Below are 25,687 nucleotides of genomic sequence, written 5' to 3' on the forward strand. Positions count from 1 at the left end.
GCAGGTCTCGATGCGGGCGTGGGGTCAAAGGCTCCAACATAGGCGACCACGGAGTGGGCGCCCAACAGGTTTATCCGGGCGTGCGTTGGGCACCAGGATGCACAATTGCACCGTGAGCCTGTTCGATCGTTTCCGCCGCGGGACGCGCATGAGTCGTCCGACAGGCGAGAGCTACACCGGATCCACAAGGGTGCGCGCCGCGGACTCCACCGACCAACAGCATCTCGAGCAGTTCGTGAAGACCCGGCGTGGTGTCGAGGGGTTCGTCGAGCCGCGCACCGTCGTCAGCGAGGTGACCCTGCTGCTGGTCGCGCATGATGGCGAGTGGACCCGGCGGCGCGTGCCGTCGGCGCAGTGGGCGCACAAGTTCGCCAACAAGCACCAGGTCCCGTCCTACGACGCCGCGGTGGTCGGCGTACCGCAGCGGATGCGCGACTACAACCGGCGCAAGCGTCAACAGGGTTGATCTAGTCTTTGCCGACGTGGGTGAGGATCTGATGATCTCGGCGCGCGGCTTGCGCAAGTCCTTCGGCGACTTCGAGGCGGTGCGCGGGATCGACGTGTCGGTGCGCCCCGGTGTGGCCTTCGGTTTCCTGGGGCCGAACGGCGCCGGCAAGTCCTCGACGATGCGGATGATCTGCTGCGTCTCGCCGCCGAGCGGGGGAGAGCTGCGGGTCTTCGGGATGGATCCGGCCAAGGACGGGCCGAAGATCAAGGCGCGGCTCGGGGTGTGCCCGCAGGAGGACACCCTCGACGTCGAGCTCAACGTCTACGACAACCTCTTCGTCTACGGCCGCTACTTCGGGCTGCCGAGGGCCGAGGTGAAGGGCCGGATCGAGGAGCTGCTCGACTTCGTCCAGCTCACCGACAAGGCCAAGGCGAAGGTCGATGACCTCTCCGGCGGCATGAAGCGACGGCTGACGATCGCCCGGAGCCTGATCAACCGACCCGAGATCCTGGTGCTCGACGAGCCGACCACCGGCCTGGACCCTCAGGCCCGCCACGTCATCTGGGACCGGCTCTTCCGGCTCAAGCAGGCGGGCGTGACGCTGCTGCTGACCACCCACTACATGGACGAGGCCGAGCAGCTGTGCGATGAGCTCGTGGTCATGGACCAGGGCCGGATCGTGGCCCACGGGACGCCGCTGGGACTCATCCAGCAGCACTCCACCCGCGAGGTCGCCGAGCTGCGCTTCGGCGTCGGCGAGCACGAGGCGCTGGCGGCCAAGGTCGAGGACCTCGCCGAGCGGGTCGAGGTGCTGCCCGACCGGCTGCTGCTCTACAGCGACGACGGCGAGGCGGTCATCGAGGCCGTCCACAGCCGCGACCTGTCGCCGGTGGCCACCCTGGTGCGGCGCTCCTCGCTCGAGGACGTCTTCCTGCACCTGACCGGCCGGACCCTGGTGGACTGATGACCGACTACGCCGACTCGGGGCCGGCGACCCCGCCGACGGCGCCCGCGGGGCTGGTCTCCGGCGCGCTCCGGATGGGCGACTACTGGCTCACCGTCCTGGCGCGCACCTGGAAGGGCGGGGTGATCACGACCTTCGTGACGCCGTTCTTCTACGTGCTGGCGCTGGGCGTGCTGCTCGGCGGCTTCGTGGAGGCCGATCCGGCCACGCTGGAGGGCGCCGACTCCTATCTGGCCTTCGTCGCGCCGGGCATGGTCGCGGCCCACGCGATGACGATCGCCTTCTCCGAGATGACCTACCCGGTCTACGGGATGGTCAAGTGGCAGCGGATCTACTTCTCGATGATCGCCTCGCCGCTGACCGCCTCCCACATCGTGCTGGCCCAGCTGGGCTTCCTGATGCTGCGTACGCTGTTCGCCTGTGGGGTCTTCCTGCTGGTCCTGGCCCCTTTCGGCGTCTTCGAGACGTGGTGGGGCGTACTGACGGCGTGGCTGGTGCAGGGGCTGGTCGTGCTGGCGTTCGGGACGCCGGTGCTGCTGTTCTCGCTCTCGATCAAGGGCGAGGAGTCGTTCGCGCTGATCTTCCGGCTGGGGATGATCCCGCTGACGCTCTTCTCCGGCACGTTCTTCCCCGTCGCCAACCTCGGGCCGGTGCTGGAGAAGGTCGCGATGGCCTCGCCGCTGTGGCAGGGCGTCAACCTGACCCGGATGCTCGCGCTGGGCGAGATCGACTGGGCGCTGGCCGCCGTCCACGTCGGCTATCTAGGGCTGCTCGCGGGCGTCTGCTGGTGGCTCGCGGTGCGCAAGCTGGACGAGAGGCTGGTCTCCTGAGATGGCGCTCTTCACCGCTGCCGTGGGCGCCACCGTCGCCCGGCCGCTGCGAGGCGGCGAGGCCGCCCGGCTGCTGCTCTGGCGCAACATCCTGGTCTACCGGCGCGCCTGGCTGGTGTTCATCACCGGGTTCCTGGAGCCGGTCTTCTACCTCTTCTCGATCGGCATCGGCGTGGGCGCGATGGTTGTCGGCTTCGAGTACGCCGGGAAGCCGGTCGACTACCGCGAGTTCGTCGCCCCCGGGATGATCGCGGCCTCGGCGATGAACGGGTCGCTGCTGGATGCGACGTTCAACTTCTTCTTCAAGCTGAAGTACAACAAGCTCTACGACCAGATGCTGGCCACCCCGCTGCGTACGGTCGACATCGCGGTCGGCGAGATCCTCTGGAACCAGCTGCGCAGCGGCATCTACGTGACCGCGTTCCTGCTGATCATGGTCGCGATGGACCTGGTCCACTCCTGGTGGGCGCTCCTGGTGGTGCCGGCGGCGCTGCTCATCGGGTCGGCCTTCGGGGCCGTCGGCATGGCGCTGACGACTTACATGACCTCTTGGCAGGACTTCGAGAAGGTCACCCTCGCGATGATGCCGATGTTCCTGTTCAGCGCGACGTTCTTCCCTGTCACGGCCTATCCGGAGTGGCTGCGCTGGGTCGTGGAGGTCACGCCCCTCTACCGCGGTGTCGTGCTCTGTCGAGAGCTGACGCTCGGGGTGCCGTCGTGGGGCTCGCTGGTCTCGGTGGTCTACCTGCTGGCGTTCGGGGCGGTCGGCCTCGTCGTCGTGCGCCGCCGGCTCGACTCCCTACTCCTCACCTGAGCGGCAGCAACTCGCGTCTCACAGGCAGGATCTCCCTCGTGACGGCCGCGGTGGGCCGTCAAGATGGATCCCATGACCTATGACGCGATCAAGCCGGACACCAAGGACTGGACGTGGGTGCTCGACCGGCCCTGCCCGGAGTGTGGCTTCATCGCCGGTGCCGTGACCGCGGACCAGCTCCCCGAGATCGTGCGGGACAACGCCACCTACTGGGAGATCTACCTCGCTGCTGACAACGCCCGCGAGCGGCCCCGGCCCGGGGTGTGGTCGGCGCTGGAGTACGGAGCACACGTACGCGACGTCCACCGCATCTTCGGCGAGCGGCTGCAGCTGATGCTGACCGAGGACGAGCCACGCTTCGCCAACTGGGACCAGGACGTGGCCGCCCGCGAGGGCGACTACGCCGGCCGGGACCCGGCGGTCGTCGCCGAGGAGCTGATGGACGCCGCCGACGAGATCGCCACGATCTACGAGAAGGTCCCGCCTGACGCGTGGGGCCGTCGTGGGACCCGGTCCAACGGCGACGTGTTCAGCGTCGAGTCGCTGGGCCGCTACCACCTCCACGACGTCGTCCACCACCTGTGGGACGTACGCGCGGCCGCCAAGCAGGCGACCGTCGCCGCCTACGACGCAAGCGTCGCGACGTACGTCCAGGGCAGCTCGTTCTCCGAGGAGAACCGTTCGGTCCTGGACAGGTTCCTGGCCGTGCTCGAGCCCGGCGACCACGTGCTCGAGATCGGCACCGGACCCGGCCACGACGCGAAGGCGCTCGAGGCCGGGGGAGTGCGGGTTCGGCGCACCGACATCAGCGAGGGGTTCGTGGCGCACCTGCGCAAGCAGGGGTACGCCGCTGCCTGCCTGGACCCGCTGACCGACGATCTGCGCGACCCGGTCCACCCTGACGTCCCCTACGCCGCGGTCTGGGCCTCGGCGACGCTGCTGCACGTGGCCCGCGACGACTTCGGGACGGTGCTCGCCCGGCTCGCCGAGGTGACCCGCCCGGGCGGTGCGCTGCACGTGTCGATGAAGGAGGGCGACGGCGAGGAGTGGACCAACCGCGGTCACATCGAGGCTCCCCGCCTCTTCGTCTACTGGCGTGAGCCCGCGCTCCGGGCGGCGCTGGACGAGGCCGGCTGGGAGGTGCTCGAGGTCGGGCACGCCGACGGACGCCTCGGCGACGTCTGGCTCGACGTCCTCGCCCACCGGCGCGCCTGAGTAGCATTCGGGGCGATGAGACACACGGAGTTCTGGTCCCGGATGGACGAGGCGCTCGGCGCGGGCTACGCGCGAGCGTGGGCACGCCAGTTCGTCATGGGCGACCTGGGCGGGCGCACCGTCCAGGAGGCCCTCGACGACGGCGTCCCGCCCAAGGAGGTCTGGGCCGCTGTCTGGACGGCCCTGGAGCTGCCGGCGCGTGAGCGGTGACGCTGGTCGCACCGGCCTCGGTGGCCGCGGTCCAGAAGCGCACCATCCTCACCCTGGTCGCCACCCAGGCGGTCGGGGCGATGGGCATCACGATCGGCATCGCGACCGCCTCCCTGCTGGCGCGCGACCTGTCCGGCTCGGAGTCGATGGCGGGTCTCTCGCAGACGACCCAGGTGCTCGGCGCGGCCGTCGCTGCGTACGTCCTGGGGCGGGTGATGGACGCGCGCGGGCGCCGGTTCGGGCTGGTGGCGGGCTACCTGCTCGGGGCGGCCGGTGGGCTGCTGGCGGTGCTGGCCGGCGTGGTCGGCTCGATGACGCTGCTGCTGGTCGGCGCGGTGCTGCTGGGCGCGACCACCGCGGCCAACAACGGAGCGCGCTACGCGGCCACCGACCTGGCACCTGCCAGGAGCCGTGCGCGGGCGCTGTCGGTCGTCGTGTGGGCGACGACGTTCGGTGCGGTGATCGGCCCCAACCTGACCGGCGTCGCCGAGATCTTCTCCGACTCCGTCGGGATCCCGGTGCTCACCGGGCCGTTCGCGATCGGGTCGATGGGGATGCTGGCCGCCGCGCTGGTGGTCGGGGTCTTCCTGCGACCTGACCCGCTGCTGGTCGCCCGGGAGGGTGCTCCGCCGGCAGAGAAGGCGAAGGGCACGAGCTGGCGCCGGGCGATCGCGGTGATCCGGGAGCGGCCCGCGCTGGCGGCGGCGGTCGTCGGGCAGGCCGCGGCCCACGCCACGATGGTGGCGGTGATGGTGATGACCCCGCTCCACATGGAGCACGGCGGCGCCGGCCTGGAGATCATCGGGCTGGTGATCAGTGGGCACGTACTGGGCATGTTCGCCTTCGCGCCGATCGCCGGCTGGCTCGCCGACCGCGTCGGCCGGGCCGATGTGATGGCGCTGGGCGGCGGGGTGCTCCTGGTGTCCCTGGTCCTGTGCGCCGCGGCGCCGGAGGGCAGCTCGGGGCGGATCTTCGTCGGGCTCTTCCTGCTCGGCCTCGGCTGGTCGCTGGCCACGATCGCGGCGGCCACCTCGGTCGCGGACCACACCCCGCTCGAGGTGCGTGCCGATGTCCAGGGCACCGCCGACCTGATCATGGGCGTCGCCGCTGCTGTCGCCGGGGCGCTGTCGGGCGTCGTCGTCGACCTGGCCGGATATCCGGCGCTCGCGCTCGGCACGATCCTGCTGGTCATGGTGCTGTTCGGGGCTGCGTACGTGGCCCGTAAGTCGACCTGACAGGCCTGCATGATGGGCAGGGCCGCTGACGGCCCTGCCCATCAAGGCGTCCTCAGCCGAGGAGCTTCTCCATGGTGTCGATCTCGGCCGTCTGGGACTCGATGATCGTCCCGGCCAGGTCGACGGCGGGCTTGAACTCGCCCTCGTCCTGCTCGGTCTCGGCCATTTCGATCGCGCCTTCGTGGTGCTCGATCATCATCTTCAGCCACATGTCGCTGAACTCGGCGTCGGAGGCGTTCTCGAGGGCGTCCATGTCCTCGACCGACATCATCCCGGGCATGTCGTCGTCCATGCCCTCCATCGAGTCGGACATGCTGCTGTCCTCGTCGTCGCCGTGGCCCTCGTGGCCGCCGTTGACGTGGTCACGCATCGTCGACGGCACCTCCTCGCCCCACTGCTGGAGCCAGCCGGACATGGTCTCGATCTCGGGGCTCTGGGCCGCCCGGATCGAATCCGCCAGCTCCTGCACCTCGGGATCGAGGTCGCGGTCCATGGTCAGGTCGACCATCGACAGGGCCTGGGCGTGGTGCTGGATCATGTCGGTCGCGAAGGCGACATCGGCCTTGTTGTTCTCGGTCTCCGAGAGCTTCTGAGGAGCCTCGGCCTCCTCGCTGCCGCCACAGGCGGACAGGGTGAGCAGCACGGCCAGGCCGGCCGCCGCCCAGGTCGCGCGGAAGAGGGGACGTTGCGTACGCATCTGTTGTTTCTCCTTGTCAAGTGCTGATTACGGGCATCGCTGACCCACCTGCGGACCTCGGGCGTGGCCCGGGTCGCGGGGTGGGTCAGGCCGCTCAGCACCTGATGACGGAGTAGGCCCATACGGAGGGCGGGCCGGTCGCGGGACAGGTGAGCAAGGGCGCGAACCCGCTGGTCCGGGACCAGCCGCGGGCCCGCGAGAACCACCAGGCAGGAGTACGTCGCCACAGCCCGCTCAGCAGCAGCGCGCCGGCGGCGAGCAGGAACGCCGCGCACAGCATCATCGCCGTGTGTTCGTCGCCGCCCGGGTGCCCGGCGTCGTCGGCTGCTCCGTGGCCGGTGTGCTCGAGAGCGTGCGTGTGCTCGACGTGGGCGGCCGGCAGGCTCAGCGCGCCGTGCTCACCGTCGGTGTCGGTGCCGTGGAGGCTCAGCGCGTGCATGGCCAGCAGACCGGCGACCGTGACCACGACCGCTGCCAGCAGGCCGGCGCGCGCGACCGCACGGGTCCTCCGCTGTCGTCGTCGCGCTGCCGTCCACACACAGCACACCCTAAGGAGTCCTTCGTGGTTGGACAAAGTGAGGTCTTCGACCGGATGTCGCTTGCGAGTCATACCCCCATGGGGTATGAATGTCGGGTAGGCACAACGGACCGATCGATCAAGGGAGCGACATGACGTCGCATGACGAGCACCTGCACGCCGGACACGACCACGGCGGACATCAGCACTCGATGCACGAGGGCCATGAGGGTCACGAGGGTCATGACGGCGACCACTCGGCGCATGACGCGCACGGTGCGCACGGTGCGCACGGTGCGCACGGAGGCGGCGGGGTGAACGCGATGGCGGCCAGCGCCACGCTGCACTGCCTCACCGGATGTGCGATCGGCGAGATCGCCGGATTGATGATCGGCACCGCGATCGGGCTCAGCACCGGATGGACGATCGTCCTGGCCGTCGCGCTGGCGTTCGCCTTCGGCTACGCCCTCTCGACCCTGCCGCTGCTCAAGTCGGGCCTGGCCGTCGGTGCGGCGTTCAGCGTCGTGCTGGCCGCCGACACCCTCTCGATCGCCACGATGGAGCTGGTCGACAACCTGGTGATGGCGCTCATTCCCGGGGCGATGGAGGCCGGCCTGGTCAACGTCGTGTTCTGGATCGGGATGATGATCGCCCTCTCGGTGGCCTTCGTGGCGGCCTTCCCGGTCAACCGATACCTGCTCCAGCGGGGCAAGGGGCATGCGCTCACCCACCAGTACCACGGCGCGGAGCCGGTCCAGGAGGGCGTACGCCGCTTCATCCCGTCCTTCTCCAGCGGTGCCCTGGCGGCGGTGATCATCGCCTTCATGCTCGGTGGCCTGTCGGTCGCCGTCGCCGACGAGATGGGTGGCGGATCGGCTCCCGCCGAGCAGGTCGAGATGCAGGGCCACTGAGGATCCGACGACCTCGACACGCCCGAACAGGTGTTCACATCGAACGCTTGTTCGGGCTAGTGTGTGGTAGTAGGTGGAGCGTGGTTCGTGCTATCGGCCAGGCAAAAACAGGGTCGTGAAACACCGTGCCAGAGGGTCCCGTTCAAAACTGTCGGTGGTCCCGTCTAGCGTCTGCCTTGATGACGACGAAGACACGTGGACAAGCGGCAGGCAAGGGGAAGAAGTCTGCCCCTCAGGAAGGAAAGAACATGGCGGCAGGTGATCGCGAGAAGGCATTGGACGCCGCTCTCGCCAACATCGAGAGGCAGTTCGGCAAGGGCTCGGTCATGCGGCTGGGCGATGAGACCCGGGCTCCGCTGGAAGTGATCCCGACCGGCTCGATCGCGCTCGACGTGGCGCTGGGTCTGGGCGGTCTGCCCCGCGGGCGGGTCGTGGAGATCTACGGTCCGGAGTCCTCGGGTAAGACGACGGTGGCCCTCCACTCGGTCGCCAGCGCGCAGCGCGCCGGCGGCATCGTGGCCTTCATCGACGCCGAGCACGCGCTCGACCCGGAATACGCGAAGAACCTCGGCGTCGACACCGACGCCCTGCTGGTCTCCCAGCCCGACTCGGGTGAGCAGGCCCTGGAGATCGCCGACATGCTGATCCGCTCGGGTGCGCTCGACCTGATCGTCATCGACTCCGTCGCGGCCCTGGTGCCGCGGGCCGAGATCGAGGGCGAGATGGGCGACAGCCACGTCGGTCTGCAGGCTCGACTGATGAGCCAGGCTCTGCGAAAGATGACCGGTGCGCTCAACAACTCCGGCACGACCGCGATCTTCATCAACCAGCTGCGCGAGAAGATCGGCGTGATGTTCGGCTCGCCCGAGACCACGACCGGTGGTCGCGCGCTGAAGTTCTACTCCTCGGTGCGACTCGACGTGCGCCGGATCGAGACGCTCAAGGACGGCACCGACATGGTCGGCAACCGCACCCGCGTCAAGGTCGTGAAGAACAAGGTGGCCCCGCCGTTCAAGCAGGCGGAGTTCGACATCATGTACGGGAAGGGCATCTCCCGCGAGGGCGGCCTGATCGACGTCGGTGTCGAGGCGGGCCTGGTCCGCAAGGCCGGCGCTTGGTACACCTACGAGGGCGACCAGCTCGGTCAGGGCAAGGAGAACTCCCGCAACTTCCTCAAGGACAACCCCGACCTGGCCAACGAGCTGGAGAAGCGGATCCTGGAGAAGCTCGGCGTCGTGCCGACGGTCGACGCCCCGGCCGACGGTGAGGCGCCCGCGGCCGAGCCCGCCGGCGTCGAGGACTTCTAGGTCCACAGGCACCGGCTGACCCGTGGCTTCGTCAAGGCCTGACCGTTCGTCCACCCAGGATCCCTGGGTGGACGAACGGCCCGCGCCCGACTGGCTGGGCGACGTCTCGCTCGGCGTCGAGGCCTGGGCCGGCAAGACCCCGTCTCCGTCGTCGGTCGAGCCACCGCCCCCGTCGGTTGAGCCGTCGTCGCGACGAAGGAGCGACGACGTGTCGAAACCAACACGGTCGCGTCGACGACAGAGCCGCCCCGCAGACCCCGCGGACCCCAAGAACGACCCCGAGCCCGACCACGAGGCGATCGCCCGCAAGATCCTCCTCGACGCCCTGACCGGCCAGGCGCGCAGCCGCAAGGAGCTCGCCGACAAGCTGGAGAAGAAGGAGGTCCCCGCAGCCCTGGCGACGCGGCTGCTGGACCGCTTCGAAGAGGTCGGCCTGATCGACGACGAGGCCTTCGCCAGGGCCTGGATCGCCAGCCGACAGCCCGGAAAGGGCCTGGCCCGACGAGCCCTGGCCCAGGAGCTGCGCCGCAAGGGCATCGACGATGACGTGGCTCGCGATGCGCTCGACGAGATCGACCCCGACGACGAGCGTGAGGCCGGTCGGCGGATGGTCCGGCGCAAGCTGCGCTCCCTGGAGCGCTTCGACGACCAGACCAAGACCCGGCGCCTGGTCGGGGTGCTCGCCCGCAAGGGATACGGCGCCGGTGTGGCCTACAGCATCGTTCGCGAGGAGCTCGCTCTGGCCGATGACGATGGGGCCGGCGGTCTCGTGTCAGAATCCGATCTGTGAGTGAGCAGCAAGAGCGCGAGATCCTGACCTACGACCTCTTCGGCACCGCGGTGCGCGACATCGCCCAGAAGGTCGTCGACAGCGGCTATGAGCCCGACATCGTGCTCTCCATCGCCCGTGGCGGCCTGGCCCTCGGGATGGGCTTGGGCTACGCCCTCGACGTGAAGAACCTGTCCGCGATCAACGTGGAGTTCTACACCGGCATCAACGAGCGCCTCGACGTCCCGATCATGCTCCCGCCGACCCCCGCGGCCGTCGACCTCACCGGGATGAAGGTGCTCATCGCCGACGACGTCGCCGACACCGGCAAGACCCTGGAGATCGTCCACGACTTCTGCGAGGGCCACGTGGCCGAGGCCCGCACGGCGGTGATCTTCGAGAAGCCGTGGACGGTGATCAACGCCGACTACGTCTACAAGAAGACCGACCGCTGGATCGACTTCCCGTGGTCCTCCCAGCCGCCGCTCGTCGACCGCCGCGGCGGCCAGGCCCACTGACCCAGCGGCGTTAACCTGGGTGCATGTTCACGCCGGTTGCGGTCCATACCGGGACACACCGTCTCGGTGGGGTGACGCGCCCGGGGGAGAGCTGGGCAGCGGCGGCGACGAGGATCGCCGGGCGGCCTGCGTACGCGGTGGATCTCTCCGGTGAGGTGAAGGAGTTCTCCTCCGACCCGATGCCGGTGGTGGCGCTGCGGCCGATGACCCGCGGCGACCTGCCTCACCTGATCCGTTGGCTCAACGCGGAGCACGTGCACCGCTGGTATGCCGTCGACGGTGAGCCGACGCCCGAGTGGGTGACGGAGAACTACGGGCCCGACATCGACGGCAAGACCCCGGTGACGTTCTGGGTGATCGAGGTCAACGGACGGTCGATCGGCTTCTGCCAGGACTACCGGATCAGCGAGGAGCCAGACTACGCGTTGCTCACCCCCGACCCGGACGCGATCGGCTTCGACTACGCGATCGGCGAGCCCGCCTTCGTGGGCCGTGGGATCGGACCGCGGATGGCCTGGGTCTGGCTCACCTCGATCCCGCGCCGCTATCCCGGTGCGACGGCCTGCTTCGCGGCCCCCGACCACCGCAACGCCGCCTCGCTGCGGATGCTCGCCAAGGTCGGCTTCGAGCAGGGCACCTGGTTCGACGAGCCTCAGCCCGACGGCTCGACGACCACGATGGTCGGCTGCTCGCTGGATCTTCGGCGCGTTCTCGGCTGACCCGCCCCGGTGGCTCCTCTTGCGGGCCTATCGTCGACCCATGAGCCTTCTTGACGAGCTGCGGCTGCCGGCCGGACCGGTGGACCTGCGGAAGTACGACACCAACTCCGCGCCCGGCGTCGACGTCGACAAGGAGACCGGGAAGCAGGTGCTCGCCGAGCTGGGCCCGATGCTGCTCGAGCTGCAGACCAAGCTGTTCGCCTCCAAGGAGAGCGACGACCCCAGGCGGGTGCTGCTCATCCTGCAGGGGATGGACACCTCCGGGAAGGGTGGCGTGCTCAAGCACACCGTCGGGCTGGTCGACCCCGTCGGCGTGAAGATCACCAGCTTCAAGGCACCGACCGAGGAAGAGCGGGCCCAGGACTTCCTGTGGCGGGTCGAGAAGGAGGTGCCGGAGCTCGGCTACCTCGGTGTCTTCGACCGCTCCCACTACGAGGACGTGCTGATCGGCCGCGTCCGCGAGCTCGCCGCGCCCGAGGAGATCGAGCGGCGCTACGGCGCGATCAACGACTTCGAGAAGCGGCTGGCCGACGATCGCACCGTCATCCTCAAGTGCATGCTGCACATCTCGCCCAAGGAGCAGAAGAAGCGGCTCCTGGCCCGCCTCGAGGACCCGACGAAGCACTGGAAGTACAGCCCCGGCGACATCGACGAACGCCAGCTGTGGGACAGCTACCAAGAGGCGTACGAGATTGCGCTGGAGCGCACCAACACCGAGTACGCTCCGTGGTACCTCGTGCCGAGCGACAAGAAGTGGTACCGCAACCTGGCCATCGGCGAGCTGCTCCTGGAGACACTGGACCGGCTCGACCTCGACTGGCCCGCGCCTCGCTTCGACATCGCCGAGGAGAAGAGACGACTGGAAGAGGACACCATCTCGTGAGTCTTGAGACGGTGCGGGTGACGCGGTATGTCACCCCGCTCCGGGAAGGCGGTAGCCTGCCCGGCATCGTGGAGGCCGATGACCTCGGCACCTATGTCTGCAAGTTCCGTGGCGCCGGACAGGGGCTGCGGGTGCTGGTCGCGGAGGTGATCGTCACCGGCCTCTGCCGGGCGCTCGATATCCCCACGCCCGACCAGGTCGTGCTCGACCTGGATCCCGAGATCGCCCGCTACGAGGCCGACGAGGAGGTCCAGGACCTCCTCAACGTGAGCGCCGGGCTCAACCTCGGCATCGACTTCCTGGCGGGTGCCTTCGGCTACGACGCCGCTTACTCGCCCGACCCGTCGCTGGCCGGGCGGATCCTGTGGATGGACGCGCTGATCGCCAACGTCGACCGCTCCTGGCGCAACCCCAACATGCTGCTGTGGAACGGCGCGCTCTACGTCATCGACCACGGCGCATCGCTCTACTTCCACCACGTATGGCCGACGCGGAGCCCAAGGCAATCAGGACTGCCCGGCGGAGGCGGCGACCCGGCCCGCTATGCGGCGCAGCCGTTCGACACCTCCGAGCACATCCTGCGGGCCTACGCGGACGAGGCGATCGCCCAGAACGACGACCTCGCCGCGCGGCTCGACGACGCGGTGCTGGAGAAGGTGCTCGCCGACGTACCCGACGAGTGGCTCGAGCCCGTCCCCGGCTACGACACCCCGGAGTCGCTGCGCGAGCGCTACGTCGCGTTCCTGCGGGCGCGCCTCGACGGCGAGCGTCCGTGGCTGCCCGCGGCCGAGCCCGCCCAGGAGGCGTGATGGACGCCTACCAGTACGTCGTGCTCCGCTGCGTACCCCGCCCCGAGCGGGAGGAGTTCCTCAACGTCGGCGTCGTCCTCCACTGCCCCGAGCAGAAGTTCCTCGCCGCCCGGTGGGCCCTCGACGAGCAACGCCTCGCCGCCTTCGCCCCAGGCCTCGACCTGACCCTCGTACGGGCCGCCCTGGAATCGGTTGACCTGATCTGCGCCGGCGCCGCCCACGCCGGCTTCGGCGCGGGCGTCCGCGCCACGGCGTACGGCCTCCGGTCGCTCTCCGACAACGAGTCCGCCCGCTTCGGCCTCCTCAAGGCCCCGAAGAGCACGGTCCTCCAGCCCGGCCCCGTCCACGGCGGGGTGACGGCGAACGCTCCAGCCGAGCTGGACCGCGTCTTCAGCCACCAGATCACCTGAAATCCCGCCGAGTCGGCGCGTCATGACGCGCCGACTCGGCGGGGATTGTTGTCAGGATGCGCCGACTCGGCGCGGGCGGGTCGGATCAGACCGGGACGAGCTCGACGGCACCGACGGCGTAGCGGGCCAGGATGGTGCGGGCGACCTCGGGGTGGGCGCCCATCGGGTCGCTGACCGCGACGGCGCCGGCCTCGAGGGCGAGCTCCTGGGCTCGGTCGGGCAGCTGCCCGGGAGCCAGGAAGAGCATGCCGACGGCGATGTGGCGGCGGCCCTCGGCTCGGAAGGCACGGACTGCCTCGCCGGTGGCCGGCGGAGCAGCGGAGGCGTACGCAGCCACGACCGGGAGCTTGTGGTGGGCACCCCAGATCCGGGCCAGGCGGGCGACCGACTGGTTGGCCAGCGAGTCCGAGGAGCCGGCGGCGGCCAGGACGAGCGCGTCGAGCTCGCGCACCCGGGCGGCCTTCAGCGATGCCCGCAGCCGCTCGTCGAGCACCTGCAGGAAGACGCTCTCGAGGCCGAGGATCTCGCTGGTGTGGATGCGCAGGCCGGAGTGGCGCGCGGTGGCCTCGGCGATGACCGAGGGTACGTCGACGCGGGCGTGGAACGCCTCGGTCAGGAGCAGGGGAACGACGACGATCTCGTCGTGGCCGGCCTTGACCAGCTTGTCGATGACGGCCTGGAAACGCGGCCGGGAGTGGTCGAGGAAGGCGGCTTCGATGCGGAGGTCGGGGCGCAGGGCGCGTACCTCGGCAACGAGGGCGTTGATGGTCGCGGCGGACTGCGGATCGCGGCTGCCGTGAGCCAGGGCTACCAGTGCAGGAGCTGCCATTGTCTTCATCCTTCGGTGTTGCGGGGAAAGTCTGTGGTCTGGGGGATCAGGCGTGGATGCCGCACTCGGTCTTGCCGGTGCCGGCCCATCGCCCGCTGCGCGGGTCCTCGCCGGGGGCTACCCGGCGGGTGCACGGCGCGCAGCCGATCGAGGGATACCCGTCGTAGACGAGCGGGTTCACGAGCACTCCGTTGTCCTCGATATATCGCTCGACCTGCTCGTCGGACCATCGCGCCATCGGCGATACCTTGACCTTCTGGCGCTTGGCGTCCCAGCCGATGACCGGTGCGATGACCCGGTTCTTCGTCTCCGCGCGGCGAAGGCCGGTGGCCCAGGCGTCGTAGGAGGCGAGCGAGTCGGCCAGGGGCTTGACCTTGCGCAGCGCGCAGCACAGGTCGGGGTCGGTCCGGTAGAGGTCCTTGCCGTATTCGGCGTCCTGCTCCGCCACGCTCTGCACGGGCGTGATCGTGAGGAGGTTGACCGGCATCGTCGCCTCGACGGCGTCGCGGGTGCCGATCGTCTCGATGAAGTGGTAGCCGGTGTCGAGGAAGACCACGTCGATCCCGGGTACGACCTTCGAGGCGAGATGAGCCAGGACCGCGTCACCCATGGAGGACGTGATCGCGAACCGCTCGCCGAAGGTGGCGGCGGCCCACTCGATGATCGTCTCGGCCGGGGCGAGCTCGAGCTCGGCTCCCCAGTGGGAGACGATCTCGCGCAGTTCCTCGGGCGTACGTCCCTCGGTGTCCACCGCGCGGTTGGCCCGGGCAGCTGCTGTGCTGACGCTCATCGGTGCGCCTCCTTCGTGGTTGCCCGAGAGATCTGTCCAAGTGACTTCAGCTGGAAGGCGCGCAGGCAGGCGCGGCATTCCCAGGACCCGTGCGTGGCCTCGTGCGGCCACAGGTCGGTCTCGCCACAGAACGGGCAGTGGAACGGGGTGCTTGCGCGCTCGCTCATGCGGTCACCTCATCCAGGGTCTTCTCGCCGCGCAGCAGTACCTCGTCGGCCCGGGCGGTCCAGGCCGAGAAGGTCTCGCCCTGCTCGCGGTCGGCGAGGTAGTTGACGACCAGCGCGGAGATGTAGTCGTCGAGCCCGGCCGAGGTGACCTTGTGCGCGCGCAGCTTGCGCCCGAAGTTGGCGGTCAGCCCGGTCGCGCCGCCCAGGTGCACCTGGAAGCCCTCGACCTGGTTGCCCTCGTCGTCGAGGACCAGCTGGCCCTTGAGCCCGATGTCGGCGACCTGGGTCCGTGCGCACGCGTTCGGGCAGCCGTTGACGTTGACGGTGATCGAGGCGTCGAGCTCCGGGAACCGCGACTCGAGCGAGGCGATCAGGTCGCGCGCCCGGTCCTTGGTGTCCACGATCGCGAGCTTGCAGAACTCGATGCCGGTGCAGGCCATCGTGTTCTGGCGCCAGTTGGAGGGCCGGGCCGAGAAGCCGATGGCGTCCAGCGCGGCGACGAGGTCCTCGACGACCGCGGGGTCGACACCGATCAGCACGATCTTCTGGTACGGCGTGAGCCGGGCGCCCTCGACGGCGAACTTCTCCATGACGCCGGCGAGCTCGACCAGGTGGGTGCCGGAGATGCGACCGGCGATCGGTGCCAGGCCGACGTACTTCTTGCCGTCCTTCTGGTCGTGGATGCCGACGTGGTCGCGGTGGCCCACGGGCGACTCGGGCGAGGGGTTGGAGACGAGCTGACGGTCGAGGTACTCGTTCTCGAGGACCTCGCGGAACTTCTCCTTGCCCCAGTCGGCGACCAGGAACTTCAGCCGGGCCCGCGAACGGAGCCGGCGGTAGCCGTAGTCGCGGAAGATGCCCGCGACACCGGCCCACACGTCGGCGACCTCGTCGATCGGCACCCACACGCCGAGCTTCTCGGCCAGGCGCGGGTTGGTGGAGAGACCGCCGCCGACCCAGACGTCGAAGCCGGGGCCGTGCTCGGGGTGGACGGTGCCGACGAAGGCGATGTCGTTGATCTCGGGCGCCACGTCGTGGGACGGGTGGCCGGTCAGCGCGGTCTTGAACTTGCGCGGGAAGTTCGAGAAGGCGGGGTCGCCGAGGTAGCGGGACTCGATCTCGCGCAGCGCCGAGGTGCCGTCGATGATCTCGTCGGCGGCGACGCCGGCGACCGGCGAGCCGAGGAACGGACGCGGCGAGTCACCGCAGGCCTCGGTCGAGTGCAGCCCGACCTCCTCGAGGCGCGACCAGATCTCCGGGACGTTCTCGATCTCGATCCAGTGGTACTGGATGTTCTCGCGGTCGGTGATGTCGGCGGTGTCCCGCGCGAAGTCGACGCCGATCTGACCCAGGGTGCGCACCGCGGCGGGGGAGAGGAGCTTGCCGTCGGAGCGTACGCGCATCATGAAGTAGCGGTCGTCGAGCTCCTCTTCCTCGAGGATGGCGGTCTTCCCGCCGTCGATCCCGGGCTTGCGCTGGGTGTAGAGGCCGAACCAGCGGAAGCGGCCGCGCATGTCGGCCGGGTCGATCGAGTCGAACCCGCGCTTGGAGTAGGTGTAGAGGATCCGGTCGCGAACGTTGAGCGGGTCGTCGTTCTTCTTCGACTCCTCGTTCTTGTTCAGCGGCTCGGTGTAGCCGAGGGCCCACTGGCCCTCGCCCTTCTTGGGGCGGGGGATCTCGGTTCGGGTGGCGCGCTTGGCCTGAAACCGGTTGTCGCTCATGTCAGAGAAACCTTTGCGTCGGTCGTGGACGCACGGCGGAGCAGGGACGTGCTCGCGGCGGGCGCCCGGGATGTCTGTCGGGCGGCGGGCCAGCGGCTCGACGCGGGGGATGCGGAGCGCTGGGCGTCAGTGGCGCCAACAGATCGAGCTGCGGATGCGGCAATAGTCCACGTGGCGTCGAACCACGAGGTGCGCATGTGTTGCAGCAGTGACCATGTCAAGGAGTCTCAGGTAGCGGACGGCCCTCACGCAATCTGGAATCCCGATATATGAGACATCGGTCCGTTATATGGGACGTTCCCGCTTGTTCACGCGGGCGGTGTGGCCGAGGTCACCATCTGGTCACGGTCTCTTAACCAGGCTGAGCAGTCGGTCATTCCCGCGGGCGGTGATAGAGGACGTACGCAACGCACCGGGCGACCACGATGCTGCTCTCGTCCGCGCGGCTGACTACGCTGTGACCATGAGCGATCTGTCCGCCTTGACGAGTTCTGCCTACAACCAAGCCCTCGAGGTCATCGCCTCCGTGGAGCCCCGCATCGCCGAGGCGACCAAGCAGGAGCTCGCTGACCAGCGCGCCAGCCTCAAGCTGATCGCGAGCGAGAACTACGCGAGCCCCGCCACGCTGATGACGATGGGCACCTGGTTCTCCGACAAGTACGCCGAGGGCACCGTCGGTCACCGCTTCTACGCCGGCTGCCAGAACGTCGACACCGTCGAGCAGATCGCCGCCGAGCACGCCAAGGAGCTCTTCGGCGCGGAGTACGCCTACGTGCAGCCGCACTCCGGCATCGACGCCAACCTGACGGCGTACTGGGCCATCCTCGCCCACCGGGTCGAGGGCCCGTGGCTGGAGAAGATGGCCGTCAAGAACATGAACGAGCTCTCCGAGGCCGACTGGGAGACGCTGCGCGGCGAGCTCGGCAACCAGCGCCTGCTGGGCATGTCGCTGGACGCCGGCGGCCACCTCACCCACGGCTTCCGCCCGAACATCTCCGGCAAGATGTTCCACCAGAACCAGTACGGCACCGACCCGGAGACCGGGCTGCTCGACTACGACTCGCTGCGTGCCAAGGCCAAGGAGTTCCAGCCGCTGATCATCGTGGCCGGCTACTCCGCCTACCCGCGCCGGGTGAACTTCGCCAAGATGCGCGAGATCGCCGACGAGGTCGGCGCCACACTGATGGTCGACATGGCCCACTTCGCCGGCCTCGTCGCCGGCAAGGTGTTCCAGGGCGAGGAGAACCCGGTTCCCTACGCCCACGTCGTCACGAGCACGTCGCACAAGTCGCTCCGCGGCCCGCGCGGCGGCTTCATCCTGGCCACCGAGGAGTACGCCCCGAGCGTCGACCGCGGCTGCCCGATGGTCCTCGGCGGCCCGCTCTCGCACGTGATGGCCGCGAAGGCCGTCGCCTTCGCCGAGGCGAAGCAGGAGAGCTTCCAGATCTACGCCCAGGAGGTCGCCGACAACGCCAAGTCGCTCGCCGAGGGCTTCCTCAAGCGCGGCGCCAAGCTGGTCACCGGCGGCACCGACAACCACCTCGTCCTGCTGGACGTGACGAGCTTCGGCCTCACCGGCCGCCAGGCCGAGTCGGCGCTGCTCGACTCCGGTGTGGTCACCAACCGCAACTCGGTCCCGTCCGACCCCAACGGTGCCTGGTACACCTCGGGCGTCCGCCTCGGCACCCCGGCGCTGACCACTCGCGGCTTCGGCGCCGACGAGTTCGACCGTGTCGCCGAGCTCATCGTCGACGTGCTCTCGAAGACGACCCCGGGCACCACGAAGGCCGGCGGCCCGTCCAAGGCCTCCTACGCCATCGAGGACTCGGTCGCCGACAACACCAAGGCCGCCGCGGCGGAGCTGCTCGCGAAGTTCCCGCTGTACCCCGGTCTCGACCTCGCCTGATCCCGTGCCTGCTCCGAAGCGACCCAGCTCGATCCCCGGCGTCGGGGCCCCTGAGAAGGTGGTCCCGACGGCGCAGGTGCGTGTCGTCGTCGAGGACGAGTGGCCGGCGCTCAAGAAGGTGCGCCTCGCGGCTCTCCAGGACACTCCGCGTGCGTTCTGGGCGTCCTACGACGAGGTCGTCACCTGGCCCGACGAGCGTTGGCGCCTGTGGGCCGCCTCCGGCGCCGCCTACATCGCCTGGCTCGGCGAGAAGCCCTCAGGGCTCGCTGCCGGGATCATCCATGACGACGAGCACCACCTGATCAACATGTGGCTCGCCCCGGAAGCGCGGGGTCACGGCCTCGCCGAGGGGCTCATCCTGGCCGTCGCCGGCTGGGCGCGTCGTGACGGTGCCTCGGTGCTGACGCTGTGGGTCGTCGATGGCAACGAGTCCGGGCGCCGCCTCTACGAGCGTCTCGGCTTCGAGCTCACCGGTGAGACCCAGCCGTTCCCCGAGGGCGACCCGCGCACCGAGTCGAAGATGGCGCTCCGCCTCACCTGACCGCGATGGCCGACCCGCGAGAGGGCGTGACCCCCGACGGTCTGATCGTCACGGGGGCGCACCGCGACCGGGTGCCGTCCGCGTATGAGCCGGTCCTGGCGTACGTCCTCGGGCGGGTCGCGCCGGAGGTGTCGGTTCACGTCTACGGCTCGGTCGCCAACGGCACGGCCACCGTGCCCACCTCCGACGTCGACCTGCTGACGATCGGACTCCCGGTGGCCGACGCCTCCGCCCTGGGCGCCGAGGCGTCGGCGGCCTTCGCCGAGGTCTGCCGCGGCGTGGAGATCGCCGCTGTCTCCTCCGACGACTACACCGGGGAGGGCGACGAGGCCTACGGCAACCGGGTCTTCCTACGCCACTACTGCGCCCATCTCACCGGCCCCGACCAGGGCGCCGGCCTGCCCGGGTTCCCGGCGGACGCCCGTGCCGCCCGCGGCTTCAACGGCGACATCGAGCGTTCGCTGCGCAGGTGGCGCGCCGCCCTCGGCCGCGACGACCCGAGCGACCTCTCCCGCCGGATCGCGCGCAAGTCCCTCCTGGCCCTGGCCGGCCTGGTCAGCGTCCACGACGGCACCTGGACCACCGACCGCTCCGCGGCCGTCGCTCGTTGGAGCGAGATCGAACCGGTCCGCGCGCCCGAGTTGGCCAGGCTCCGGACTCTGTGCGACAGCGCCGGCGCGTCCGCCGACGAGACCGAGGCGCTGCTCGCCGCCGGGGGCCTGATCGAGACCATCGTCGCCCGGTTCGCGGCGGAGATCGGGCTGTGGCAGCCCTAGACTCGGCCCGTGACGAGTGATGAGGTCGAGGTCAGCGCCCTGGCGATCAATGTCGCTGTTCCCGAGGCACTGCAGTGGACGGACACCCGTCGCGACGTGGTCTTCCGGCTCAGCACCCTCAACGTACGTCTCCTGCCCGACGGGCGCCTCGCGGCCAAGGCCTACGGTCGTCCGGTCGAGGGCGGCCGCAGCGCCTACACCTCGTTCCCGGTCCCGGACCGGCCCGAGCTGACCGCGCTGATCGGCGAGGCCGCGCAGGTCGCTGCCGAGCGGTGGCGGACGGCGTACGCTCCGGAGGCATGACTCCGGACGAGGTCGACGCCTTCGTGTCCTCGCTGGAAGGCTGCCGCCACAAACCGCGCGGCTGGTACGTCCACGACCGCCTGGTCGCCAGGCTGGTCGACGCGACGACCTTGCTCGTCCGGGTCCCGATCGAGCGCCGCGAGGAGCTGATCGAACGCTGGCCGGACGCCTTCGGCATCCCGCCGAGGCTGGAGGCCCACCACAAGATCGAGGCCTACCTCGACCGCGCCCCGGCCAGGGCCGTGGAAGCGGCGATACGACTCGCCTGGGAGTTCCAGCGCTACTCCGGCTTGCGCCAGACCGACACGTGACTGGTTGAGTCGCTGGTGAACTCGGAGCGGTCCCAGCCGGCGTACCTCGCCTCCAGCGTCATCCCGGCCAACCGTGCCATCAGGTCGAGCTCGGAGGGCCACACGAACCGGAAGTTGTGTGGCCCGTACCGGAAGCGGCCGTCGGCCTCGCGGGTGTAGTGGTGCGAGATCGCCTGCTGGGTGACCAAGTCGTAGGTGTCGAACCCGAGATGCGCTGCGGAGACGTCGAACGGGATCGCCGGGCTGCCCGGGGGAAGCCGTCGCAGTCCGGGCACGCCGACCTCGACCAGGAACCGCCCTCCCGGCGCCAGATGACGAGCGGCATTGGCGAAGCAGGCGACCTGCTCGTCCTGCTTACGCAGGTTCCCGATCGTGTTGAAGACCAGATAGACCAACGAGTACGTCCCCACCCCGGGCACCTCGGCGGAGGCCATGTCGCCGATCACGACCGGGATCTCCTCCTCGGTGACCTTGCGCCGTAGGACGTCGACCATCGGCTGGGACAGCTCGATGCCGGTGACCGGCACACCCAGCTCCCGCAGCGGTACGCCGATCCGGCCCGTCCCGATGGCGAGCTCGAGCGCGGAGCCGCCGCCGGCGAGCTCGGCGAGGAAGCGCGCCACCGGCCCGGTCACCTCGGCTGCGTTGACCCAGTCGTCGGGGTCGTCGTAGCGCTCGGCGTCGTCGCGGGTCCACAGGTCGCTGCTGGTCATGGGCATCGACTCTGCCCGGCGACACATGCGGGGCGCGAACGATTTAAAAGCCTGTCGTCCTGTTCAGAGCCAGGAGTAGCCGACCTCGGGGCGGCCGCCGCTGGGCCCGTAACGGACCCCGCGGGCGGCCAGGCCCTTGTCGGCGAGGTGCTCGAGGTAGCGCCGGGCGGTCACCCGCGACGCGCCGACAACCGCGGCGACCTCGCTCGCGGACAGGTCGCGCTCGGCCTCGCGCAGCGCGGCCGTGACGGCCCGCAGGGTCTCCGCGCTCATGCCCTTGGGCAGCGGTGTGCTTCCGGTGGGTCGCAGCGACCCCAGCAGCTGGTCGACCTCGTCCTGGACGACCTCCTCGGGGGCGGCGTCCAAGCGGGCACGGTAGTCGGCGTACTGCTCGAGCTTGTCCCGGAACGTCGCGAACGTGAACGGCTTGAGCAGGTAGAGCACGACCCCCTGCACGACGGCCTGCCGCACCACCTTGGTGTCCCGTGCCGCGGTCACCGCGATCACGTCGCACAGATGCCCGGCGGCGCGCAGCCTGCTGAGCAGCCCGAGCCCGTGCCCGTCGGGCAGGTTCATGTCGAGCAGGATCAGGTCCACCGGAGTGCCTGCGTCGCGGGCCGCATCGAGCGCGCGAACAGCCTCGCGCGCCGACCGCGCGATCCCGGCCAGGGCGAAGCCCGAGACCCGCCCGACGTACGCCGCGTGGGCCTCGGCGGCGAGCGCCTCGTCCTCGACGACCAGCACCCTGACACTCATTCCGCCACCTCTGTCGCGAGGGTGACGATGAACTCGGCCCCGCCGAGATGCGAGCGGCCGATGACGACCTCGCCACCATGACGCCGGGCGATCTGCCCGACCAGCGCGAGACCCAGGCCGCGGCCCGTGCCGGGTTCGGCCTTCGTGGTCCAGCCGCGGTCGAGGACGCGCGCCGAGTCAGCGTCGTCCAGGCCAGGTCCGCTGTCGCCCACGCGCACCGTGAGGGTGTCGTGGTCACCGGTCAGGTGGACCTCGACCTGGCGGGACTCGAAGCCGGAGACGGCATCGAAGGCGTTGTCGACGAGGTTGCCCAGCACCGTCACCAGGTCGCGGGGCGGGATGCCCGTGCCTGGCGGAACCTCGCCGACGATACGGAACTCGACGCCCTGCTCGGCCGCCTCGGCCGACTTGCCGAGCAGGAGCGCGGCCACGACGGGATCCTCGACCGCGCCGACGACCCGGTCGGTGAGGAGCTGGGCGACCTGGAGCTCCTCGGTGGCGAACTCGACCGCGTCCTGCTCGCGGCCCATCTCGATGAGGGAGACCACGGTGTGGAGCCGGTTGGCGGCCTCGTGGTTCTGCGACCGGAGCGACTCGGTGAGGCGGCGTACGACCTCGAGCTCGCCGGTCACCGAGCGCAGCTCGGTGTGGTCGCGCAGCGTCACCACGGCGCCGACCTCGCGGCCGTCCCACAGCGCGGGCGCTGAGGAGACGACGAGGATCCGCTCGCCGGCGAGGTAGAGGTCGTCGGACTCGGCGGTGCGGCCGCGGGCGGCGGCGACCAGTCCGGGCGCCAGGTCGAGGTCCTCGATCCGGGTGCCGATGACGTCGTCCGGCAGCGCCAGCAGGCGCCGCGCCTCGTCGTTGACCAGCTGCACGCGCCCCTCCCCGTCGAGCAGGAGCAGACCTTCGCGGACCGAGTGGAGGACGGCGGAGTAGTACTCGTACATCCGGGCCAGCTCACGCTCGCCCATGCCATGGGTCAGCCGGTGCAGGCGTCTGCTCAGCAGCCAGGCACCGGTCAGCCCGACGGCCAGCATCAGCGCGCCGCACAGCAGCACGATCGTAACGTCGCGCCTGAGACCGCGGTTGATGTCGCTGACCGTGATGCCGACGGACACGAGCGCGACGACCTCGTCGCCGTCCTCGACCGGCACCACCGAGCGGACCGACGGGCCGAGCGTCCCGGTGTACTGCTGGGTGAAGACCTCGCCGTCGGGCGCGCCGCCGAGGTCGCCGACGAACTTTCCGCCGATCTGACGTGGATCGGTGTGGGTGTAGCGGGTGCGGTCCAGGTCCATCACCACGACGAAGTCGGTGTCGGTGTCGCGGCGTACCTGCTCGGTCCAGGGCTGGAGGGTCGCGGTCGGGTCCTCCCCGCGCAGCGCCGTGCTGACGGTGGGGGAGTCGGCGACCGTCTGGGAGACGGCCACCGCGCGCTGGGTGGCGCGGCTGTAGGAGTCGCGCTGGGCGTCGTAGGAGGCCATCAGGATGCCGGTGACGACGAGCAGCAGCACCGTGCCGAACTGGAGGAGAAGCACCTGCTGGGCCACCGGCCGATCGCGGAGAACGCGGGGGCGGAACGGGTGGACACGGGGCACGACAACATTCTGGACCACCACCGTTGCGTGGATGTGATCGCGGCCACGAACACAACGAACACAACAGTGACGGTCGTCACGTTCTCCCGGAGAGTTGCCCGAGTTGCCCCGGAGGGCAGGACACACCGGACCAGGAGGAACGATGAGTACGACCACCACTGAGACAAGACCCAAGAAGGACCGGACACACTATCTCTACATCGCGGTGATCGCTGCGGTGGTCCTCGGCATTCTGGTCGGGTTGATCGCCCCGTCGTTCGCGGTGGAGCTGAAGCCGATCGGCACGGCGTTCGTGAACCTGATCAAGATGATGATCCAGCCGATCATCTTCTGCACCCTGGTCATCGGCGTCGGCTCGGTCGCAAACGCGGCCAAGGTCGGCAAGGTCGGTGGCCTGGCGCTGGCCTACTTCATCGTGATGTCCACGGTGGCCCTGGCGATCGGCATGATCGTCGGCAACATCATCGACCCGGGCACCGGCCTCCAGCTGAGCTCGGACGCGTCCAGCGCGGGCCAGGAGGCTGCCTCGGAGGGGCACGCGAGCACGACCGACTTCCTCCTCAGCATCATCCCGACCTCGCTCTTCTCGGCGCTGACCTCCGGCGTCGTGCTGCAGACCCTGCTGGTCGCGCTCCTGGTCGGCTTCGCGCTGCAGCGGATGGGTGAGTCGGGCAAGCCGATCCTCAAGGCGATCACCATGATCCAGAACCTGATCTTCCGGGTGCTCGCGATGATCATGTGGGCCGCCCCGGTCGGCGCCTTCGGCGCCATCGCCGGTGTGGTGGGCGAGACCGGCATCGACGCCCTGAAGAGCCTCGCCGTCATCATGATCGCCTTCTACATCACCTGCGCGATCTTCGTCTTCGGCATCCTGGGCGTGCTTCTCAAGCTGGCGACCGGCGTCAACCTGTTCAAGCTGCTCAAGTACCTCGCCCGCGAGTTCCTGCTCATCCTCTCCACCAGCTCGTCCGAGTCGGCCCTCCCGCGCCTGATCGCGAAGATGGAGCATGCCGGTGTCGAGAAGGCGACCGTCGGTGTCGTGGTCCCCACGGGCTACTCGTTCAACCTCGACGGCACCGCGATCTACCTGACGATGGCCTCGATCTTCATCGCCGACGCGATGGGTGACCCGCTGAGCATCGGCGAGCAGATCGGCCTGCTGCTGTTCATGATGATCGCCTCCAAGGGTGCCGCCGGTGTCACCGGTGCCGGCCTGGCGACCCTGGCCGGCGGTCTGCAGTCCCACCGCCCGGAGATGGTCGACGGGGTCGGGCTCATCGTGGGCATCGACCGGTTCATGTCCGAGGCCCGCGCGCTGACCAACTTCGCCGGCAACTCGGTCGCCACCGTCCTGGTCGGCCACTGGACCAAGACCGTCGACCACAGCCAGCTCGACCGTGTCCTGGACGGTCAGGACCCGTTCGACGAGACGACGATGGTCGACGACCACGCAGCCCCGCCTGCGGCGGAGACCGACAAGGCGCTCGTCTAGACCCCACGACGACAGGCCGTACGCCGCGCGGACACGCGCGACGTACGGCCTGTCGTCGTCATCGGTTGCGGTAGAGGATCCGCGCCAGCTCGAACGGCGCGACGCGCCACGAGCCGATCGGCTCGTCGTCGAGCCCGATCCGGCCCAGGGCGGCGACGATCCAGGAGAACGCGAAGCAGCCGAGACCGGCGACGGCCCAGATCCCGACCGTACGCCAGGCCAGGTCGCCGCCGAAGGCACGGAAGATGCCGATGACGGCAGCGATCACGGCGATCGCTCCGATCAGCCAGAAGAGGATCGAGCAGATGACAGCGGCCAGCCGGCCGGCCACGGCCAGCGGGTCGCGAGGCGGCTGGTGATGGGGCCCTTGACCGGGGCCTTGATGGGGAGGGTGCGGATAGTTCATTTGGGCGCTGATTCTGGCCTAACTCCGCCGCCGGAGCCACACCGGGATGGCGGGTCGTCATGGTGCCGGAGTGCGTGACAGGTATCGTCCTGCGCGTTCTCGGGTGAGTGTTCGACAAT

Annotated in this window: 31 protein-coding genes; 21 read left to right on the top strand and 10 right to left on the bottom strand. The window is 69.5% G+C overall.

Annotated elements, in window-relative coordinates; all coding sequences use genetic code 11:
- Positions 1-148 precede the first annotated feature (148 nt).
- The 7 genes from OH802_RS16055 (at position 149) to OH802_RS16085 (ending at position 5,716) form a co-directional block, all read left to right on the top strand.
- Positions 149-466 carry a hypothetical protein gene (locus tag OH802_RS16055; RefSeq protein WP_355232570.1) on the top strand — a complete coding sequence of 106 codons (318 nt, stop codon included), beginning with the start codon at positions 149-151 and terminating at the stop codon, positions 464-466.
- A 31-nt stretch (positions 467-497) separates the two neighbouring features.
- A complete protein-coding gene (locus OH802_RS16060) occupies positions 498-1,412 on the top strand; it encodes an ABC transporter ATP-binding protein (RefSeq protein WP_091042336.1) in 915 nt (304 codons plus the stop codon).
- Complete coding sequence (locus OH802_RS16065) at positions 1,412-2,242, top strand: ABC transporter permease (RefSeq protein ID WP_406020050.1); 831 nt, start codon at positions 1,412-1,414, stop codon at positions 2,240-2,242. The genes OH802_RS16060 and OH802_RS16065 overlap by 1 nt, the downstream gene beginning before the upstream one ends.
- A 1-nt stretch (position 2,243) precedes the next feature.
- Positions 2,244-3,056, top strand: a complete 813-nt coding sequence (locus OH802_RS16070; protein WP_406020052.1) for an ABC transporter permease — start codon at positions 2,244-2,246, stop codon at positions 3,054-3,056.
- A 72-nt stretch (positions 3,057-3,128) separates the two neighbouring features.
- Positions 3,129-4,271, top strand: a complete 1,143-nt coding sequence (locus OH802_RS16075; RefSeq protein WP_406020054.1) for a methyltransferase domain-containing protein — start codon at positions 3,129-3,131, stop codon at positions 4,269-4,271.
- Positions 4,272-4,286: 15 nt separating this feature from the next.
- The gene (locus OH802_RS16080) at positions 4,287-4,481 is read left to right on the top strand and encodes a DUF3046 domain-containing protein (protein WP_406020056.1); all 195 of its coding nucleotides are present in this window, start codon (positions 4,287-4,289) and stop codon (positions 4,479-4,481) included.
- The gene (locus OH802_RS16085; protein WP_406020058.1) at positions 4,478-5,716 is read left to right on the top strand and encodes an MFS transporter; all 1,239 of its coding nucleotides are present in this window, start codon (positions 4,478-4,480) and stop codon (positions 5,714-5,716) included. Before OH802_RS16080 ends, OH802_RS16085 begins: the two co-directional genes overlap by 4 nt.
- 52 nt (positions 5,717-5,768) lie before the next feature.
- On the opposite strand, the gene OH802_RS16090 is transcribed toward OH802_RS16085, so the two are convergent.
- Both OH802_RS16090 and OH802_RS16095 read right to left on the bottom strand, forming a co-directional pair.
- The gene (locus tag OH802_RS16090) at positions 5,769-6,413 is read right to left on the bottom strand and encodes a DUF305 domain-containing protein (RefSeq protein ID WP_406020060.1); all 645 of its coding nucleotides are present in this window, start codon (positions 6,411-6,413) and stop codon (positions 5,769-5,771) included.
- 94 nt (positions 6,414-6,507) lie between these two features.
- On the bottom strand, positions 6,508-6,951 hold the full coding sequence (locus tag OH802_RS16095; protein WP_406020062.1) for a DUF6153 family protein: 444 nt from the start codon (positions 6,949-6,951) through the stop codon (positions 6,508-6,510).
- 131 nt (positions 6,952-7,082) lie between these two features.
- Here OH802_RS16095 and OH802_RS16100 point away from each other — a divergent pair, with 131 nt between their 5' ends.
- The 8 genes from OH802_RS16100 (at position 7,083) to OH802_RS16135 (ending at position 13,256) form a co-directional block, all read left to right on the top strand.
- Positions 7,083-7,841 (top strand): DUF4396 domain-containing protein, encoded by a 759-nt coding sequence (locus OH802_RS16100; protein ID WP_406020064.1) that lies wholly within the window; start codon positions 7,083-7,085, stop codon positions 7,839-7,841.
- Positions 7,842-8,089: 248 nt separating this feature from the next.
- Complete coding sequence (gene recA / locus OH802_RS16105; protein ID WP_091040930.1) at positions 8,090-9,148, top strand: recombinase RecA; 1,059 nt, start codon at positions 8,090-8,092, stop codon at positions 9,146-9,148.
- Positions 9,149-9,215: 67 nt separating this feature from the next.
- Positions 9,216-9,938, top strand: a complete 723-nt coding sequence (locus tag OH802_RS16110) for a regulatory protein RecX (protein WP_406020066.1) — start codon at positions 9,216-9,218, stop codon at positions 9,936-9,938.
- Positions 9,935-10,435: a phosphoribosyltransferase gene (locus OH802_RS16115; RefSeq protein ID WP_350659047.1), complete on the top strand. Its 501-nt coding sequence runs from the start codon at positions 9,935-9,937 to the stop codon at positions 10,433-10,435. The genes OH802_RS16110 and OH802_RS16115 overlap by 4 nt, the downstream gene beginning before the upstream one ends.
- Before the next feature lie 23 nt (positions 10,436-10,458).
- Entirely contained in the window at positions 10,459-11,154 is a 696-nt protein-coding gene (locus tag OH802_RS16120; protein WP_406020069.1) for a GNAT family N-acetyltransferase, read from the top strand.
- Positions 11,155-11,194: 40 nt separating this feature from the next.
- Positions 11,195-12,037 carry a PPK2 family polyphosphate kinase gene (locus tag OH802_RS16125; protein ID WP_406020071.1) on the top strand — a complete coding sequence of 281 codons (843 nt, stop codon included), beginning with the start codon at positions 11,195-11,197 and terminating at the stop codon, positions 12,035-12,037.
- Positions 12,034-12,846: a HipA family kinase gene (locus OH802_RS16130; protein WP_406020073.1), complete on the top strand. Its 813-nt coding sequence runs from the start codon at positions 12,034-12,036 to the stop codon at positions 12,844-12,846. Before OH802_RS16125 ends, OH802_RS16130 begins: the two co-directional genes overlap by 4 nt.
- Positions 12,846-13,256, top strand: coding sequence for a DUF3037 domain-containing protein (locus OH802_RS16135; protein ID WP_406020074.1), 411 nt, complete (start codon positions 12,846-12,848; stop codon positions 13,254-13,256). The genes OH802_RS16130 and OH802_RS16135 overlap by 1 nt, the downstream gene beginning before the upstream one ends.
- An 85-nt stretch (positions 13,257-13,341) precedes the next feature.
- Here the strand turns inward: OH802_RS16135 and OH802_RS16140 are convergent, their stop codons facing one another.
- From OH802_RS16140 to OH802_RS16155, 4 genes are read right to left on the bottom strand one after another with little or no spacing between them, the layout of a single operon-like run.
- A complete protein-coding gene (locus tag OH802_RS16140) occupies positions 13,342-14,085 on the bottom strand; it encodes a sirohydrochlorin chelatase (protein ID WP_406020076.1) in 744 nt (247 codons plus the stop codon).
- A 46-nt stretch (positions 14,086-14,131) separates the two neighbouring features.
- Complete coding sequence (locus tag OH802_RS16145) at positions 14,132-14,875, bottom strand: phosphoadenylyl-sulfate reductase (RefSeq protein WP_141792939.1); 744 nt, start codon at positions 14,873-14,875, stop codon at positions 14,132-14,134.
- The gene (locus tag OH802_RS16150; RefSeq protein WP_350659041.1) at positions 14,872-15,042 is read right to left on the bottom strand and encodes a hypothetical protein; all 171 of its coding nucleotides are present in this window, start codon (positions 15,040-15,042) and stop codon (positions 14,872-14,874) included. Before OH802_RS16150 ends, OH802_RS16145 begins: the two co-directional genes overlap by 4 nt.
- Positions 15,039-16,763 carry a nitrite/sulfite reductase gene (locus OH802_RS16155; RefSeq protein WP_406020080.1) on the bottom strand — a complete coding sequence of 575 codons (1,725 nt, stop codon included), beginning with the start codon at positions 16,761-16,763 and terminating at the stop codon, positions 15,039-15,041. The genes OH802_RS16150 and OH802_RS16155 overlap by 4 nt, the downstream gene beginning before the upstream one ends.
- 463 nt (positions 16,764-17,226) lie before the next feature.
- On the opposite strand from OH802_RS16155, the gene OH802_RS16160 reads away from it, so the two are divergent.
- From OH802_RS16160 to OH802_RS16180, 5 genes are read left to right on the top strand one after another with little or no spacing between them, the layout of a single operon-like run.
- Entirely contained in the window at positions 17,227-18,669 is a 1,443-nt protein-coding gene (locus OH802_RS16160) for a glycine hydroxymethyltransferase (RefSeq protein ID WP_406020082.1), read from the top strand.
- Positions 18,670-18,673: 4 nt separating this feature from the next.
- Positions 18,674-19,210 (top strand): GNAT family N-acetyltransferase, encoded by a 537-nt coding sequence (locus OH802_RS16165; RefSeq protein ID WP_406020083.1) that lies wholly within the window; start codon positions 18,674-18,676, stop codon positions 19,208-19,210.
- A 5-nt stretch (positions 19,211-19,215) separates the two neighbouring features.
- Positions 19,216-19,986 (top strand): hypothetical protein, encoded by a 771-nt coding sequence (locus OH802_RS16170; protein ID WP_406020085.1) that lies wholly within the window; start codon positions 19,216-19,218, stop codon positions 19,984-19,986.
- A 9-nt stretch (positions 19,987-19,995) separates the two neighbouring features.
- Positions 19,996-20,289 (top strand): hypothetical protein, encoded by a 294-nt coding sequence (locus OH802_RS16175; protein WP_378840331.1) that lies wholly within the window; start codon positions 19,996-19,998, stop codon positions 20,287-20,289.
- Positions 20,286-20,600, top strand: a complete 315-nt coding sequence (locus tag OH802_RS16180; protein ID WP_406020087.1) for a hypothetical protein — start codon at positions 20,286-20,288, stop codon at positions 20,598-20,600. Before OH802_RS16175 ends, OH802_RS16180 begins: the two co-directional genes overlap by 4 nt.
- On the opposite strand, the gene OH802_RS16185 is transcribed toward OH802_RS16180, so the two are convergent.
- The 3 genes from OH802_RS16185 to OH802_RS16195 form a co-directional block, all read right to left on the bottom strand.
- The gene (locus OH802_RS16185) at positions 20,570-21,313 is read right to left on the bottom strand and encodes a class I SAM-dependent DNA methyltransferase (protein ID WP_406020089.1); all 744 of its coding nucleotides are present in this window, start codon (positions 21,311-21,313) and stop codon (positions 20,570-20,572) included. The genes OH802_RS16180 and OH802_RS16185 overlap by 31 nt on opposite strands.
- A gap of 63 nt (positions 21,314-21,376) precedes the next feature.
- The gene (locus tag OH802_RS16190) at positions 21,377-22,069 is read right to left on the bottom strand and encodes a response regulator (protein ID WP_406020091.1); all 693 of its coding nucleotides are present in this window, start codon (positions 22,067-22,069) and stop codon (positions 21,377-21,379) included.
- Positions 22,066-23,670 carry an ATP-binding protein gene (locus tag OH802_RS16195; RefSeq protein WP_406020093.1) on the bottom strand — a complete coding sequence of 535 codons (1,605 nt, stop codon included), beginning with the start codon at positions 23,668-23,670 and terminating at the stop codon, positions 22,066-22,068. Before OH802_RS16195 ends, OH802_RS16190 begins: the two co-directional genes overlap by 4 nt.
- A 142-nt stretch (positions 23,671-23,812) precedes the next feature.
- Here OH802_RS16195 and OH802_RS16200 point away from each other — a divergent pair, with 142 nt between their 5' ends.
- Positions 23,813-25,162 (top strand): cation:dicarboxylate symporter family transporter, encoded by a 1,350-nt coding sequence (locus tag OH802_RS16200; RefSeq protein WP_406020095.1) that lies wholly within the window; start codon positions 23,813-23,815, stop codon positions 25,160-25,162.
- A gap of 58 nt (positions 25,163-25,220) precedes the next feature.
- Here OH802_RS16200 and OH802_RS16205 read toward each other — a convergent pair whose 3' ends face one another.
- Positions 25,221-25,568 carry a hypothetical protein gene (locus tag OH802_RS16205; protein ID WP_406020097.1) on the bottom strand — a complete coding sequence of 116 codons (348 nt, stop codon included), beginning with the start codon at positions 25,566-25,568 and terminating at the stop codon, positions 25,221-25,223.
- Positions 25,569-25,687: the final 119 nt, after the last annotated feature.

It is taken from the genome of Nocardioides sp. NBC_00850 (assembly GCF_045207335.1).
In the GTDB taxonomy this organism is placed as follows: Bacteria; Actinomycetota; Actinomycetes; order Propionibacteriales; family Nocardioidaceae; genus Nocardioides.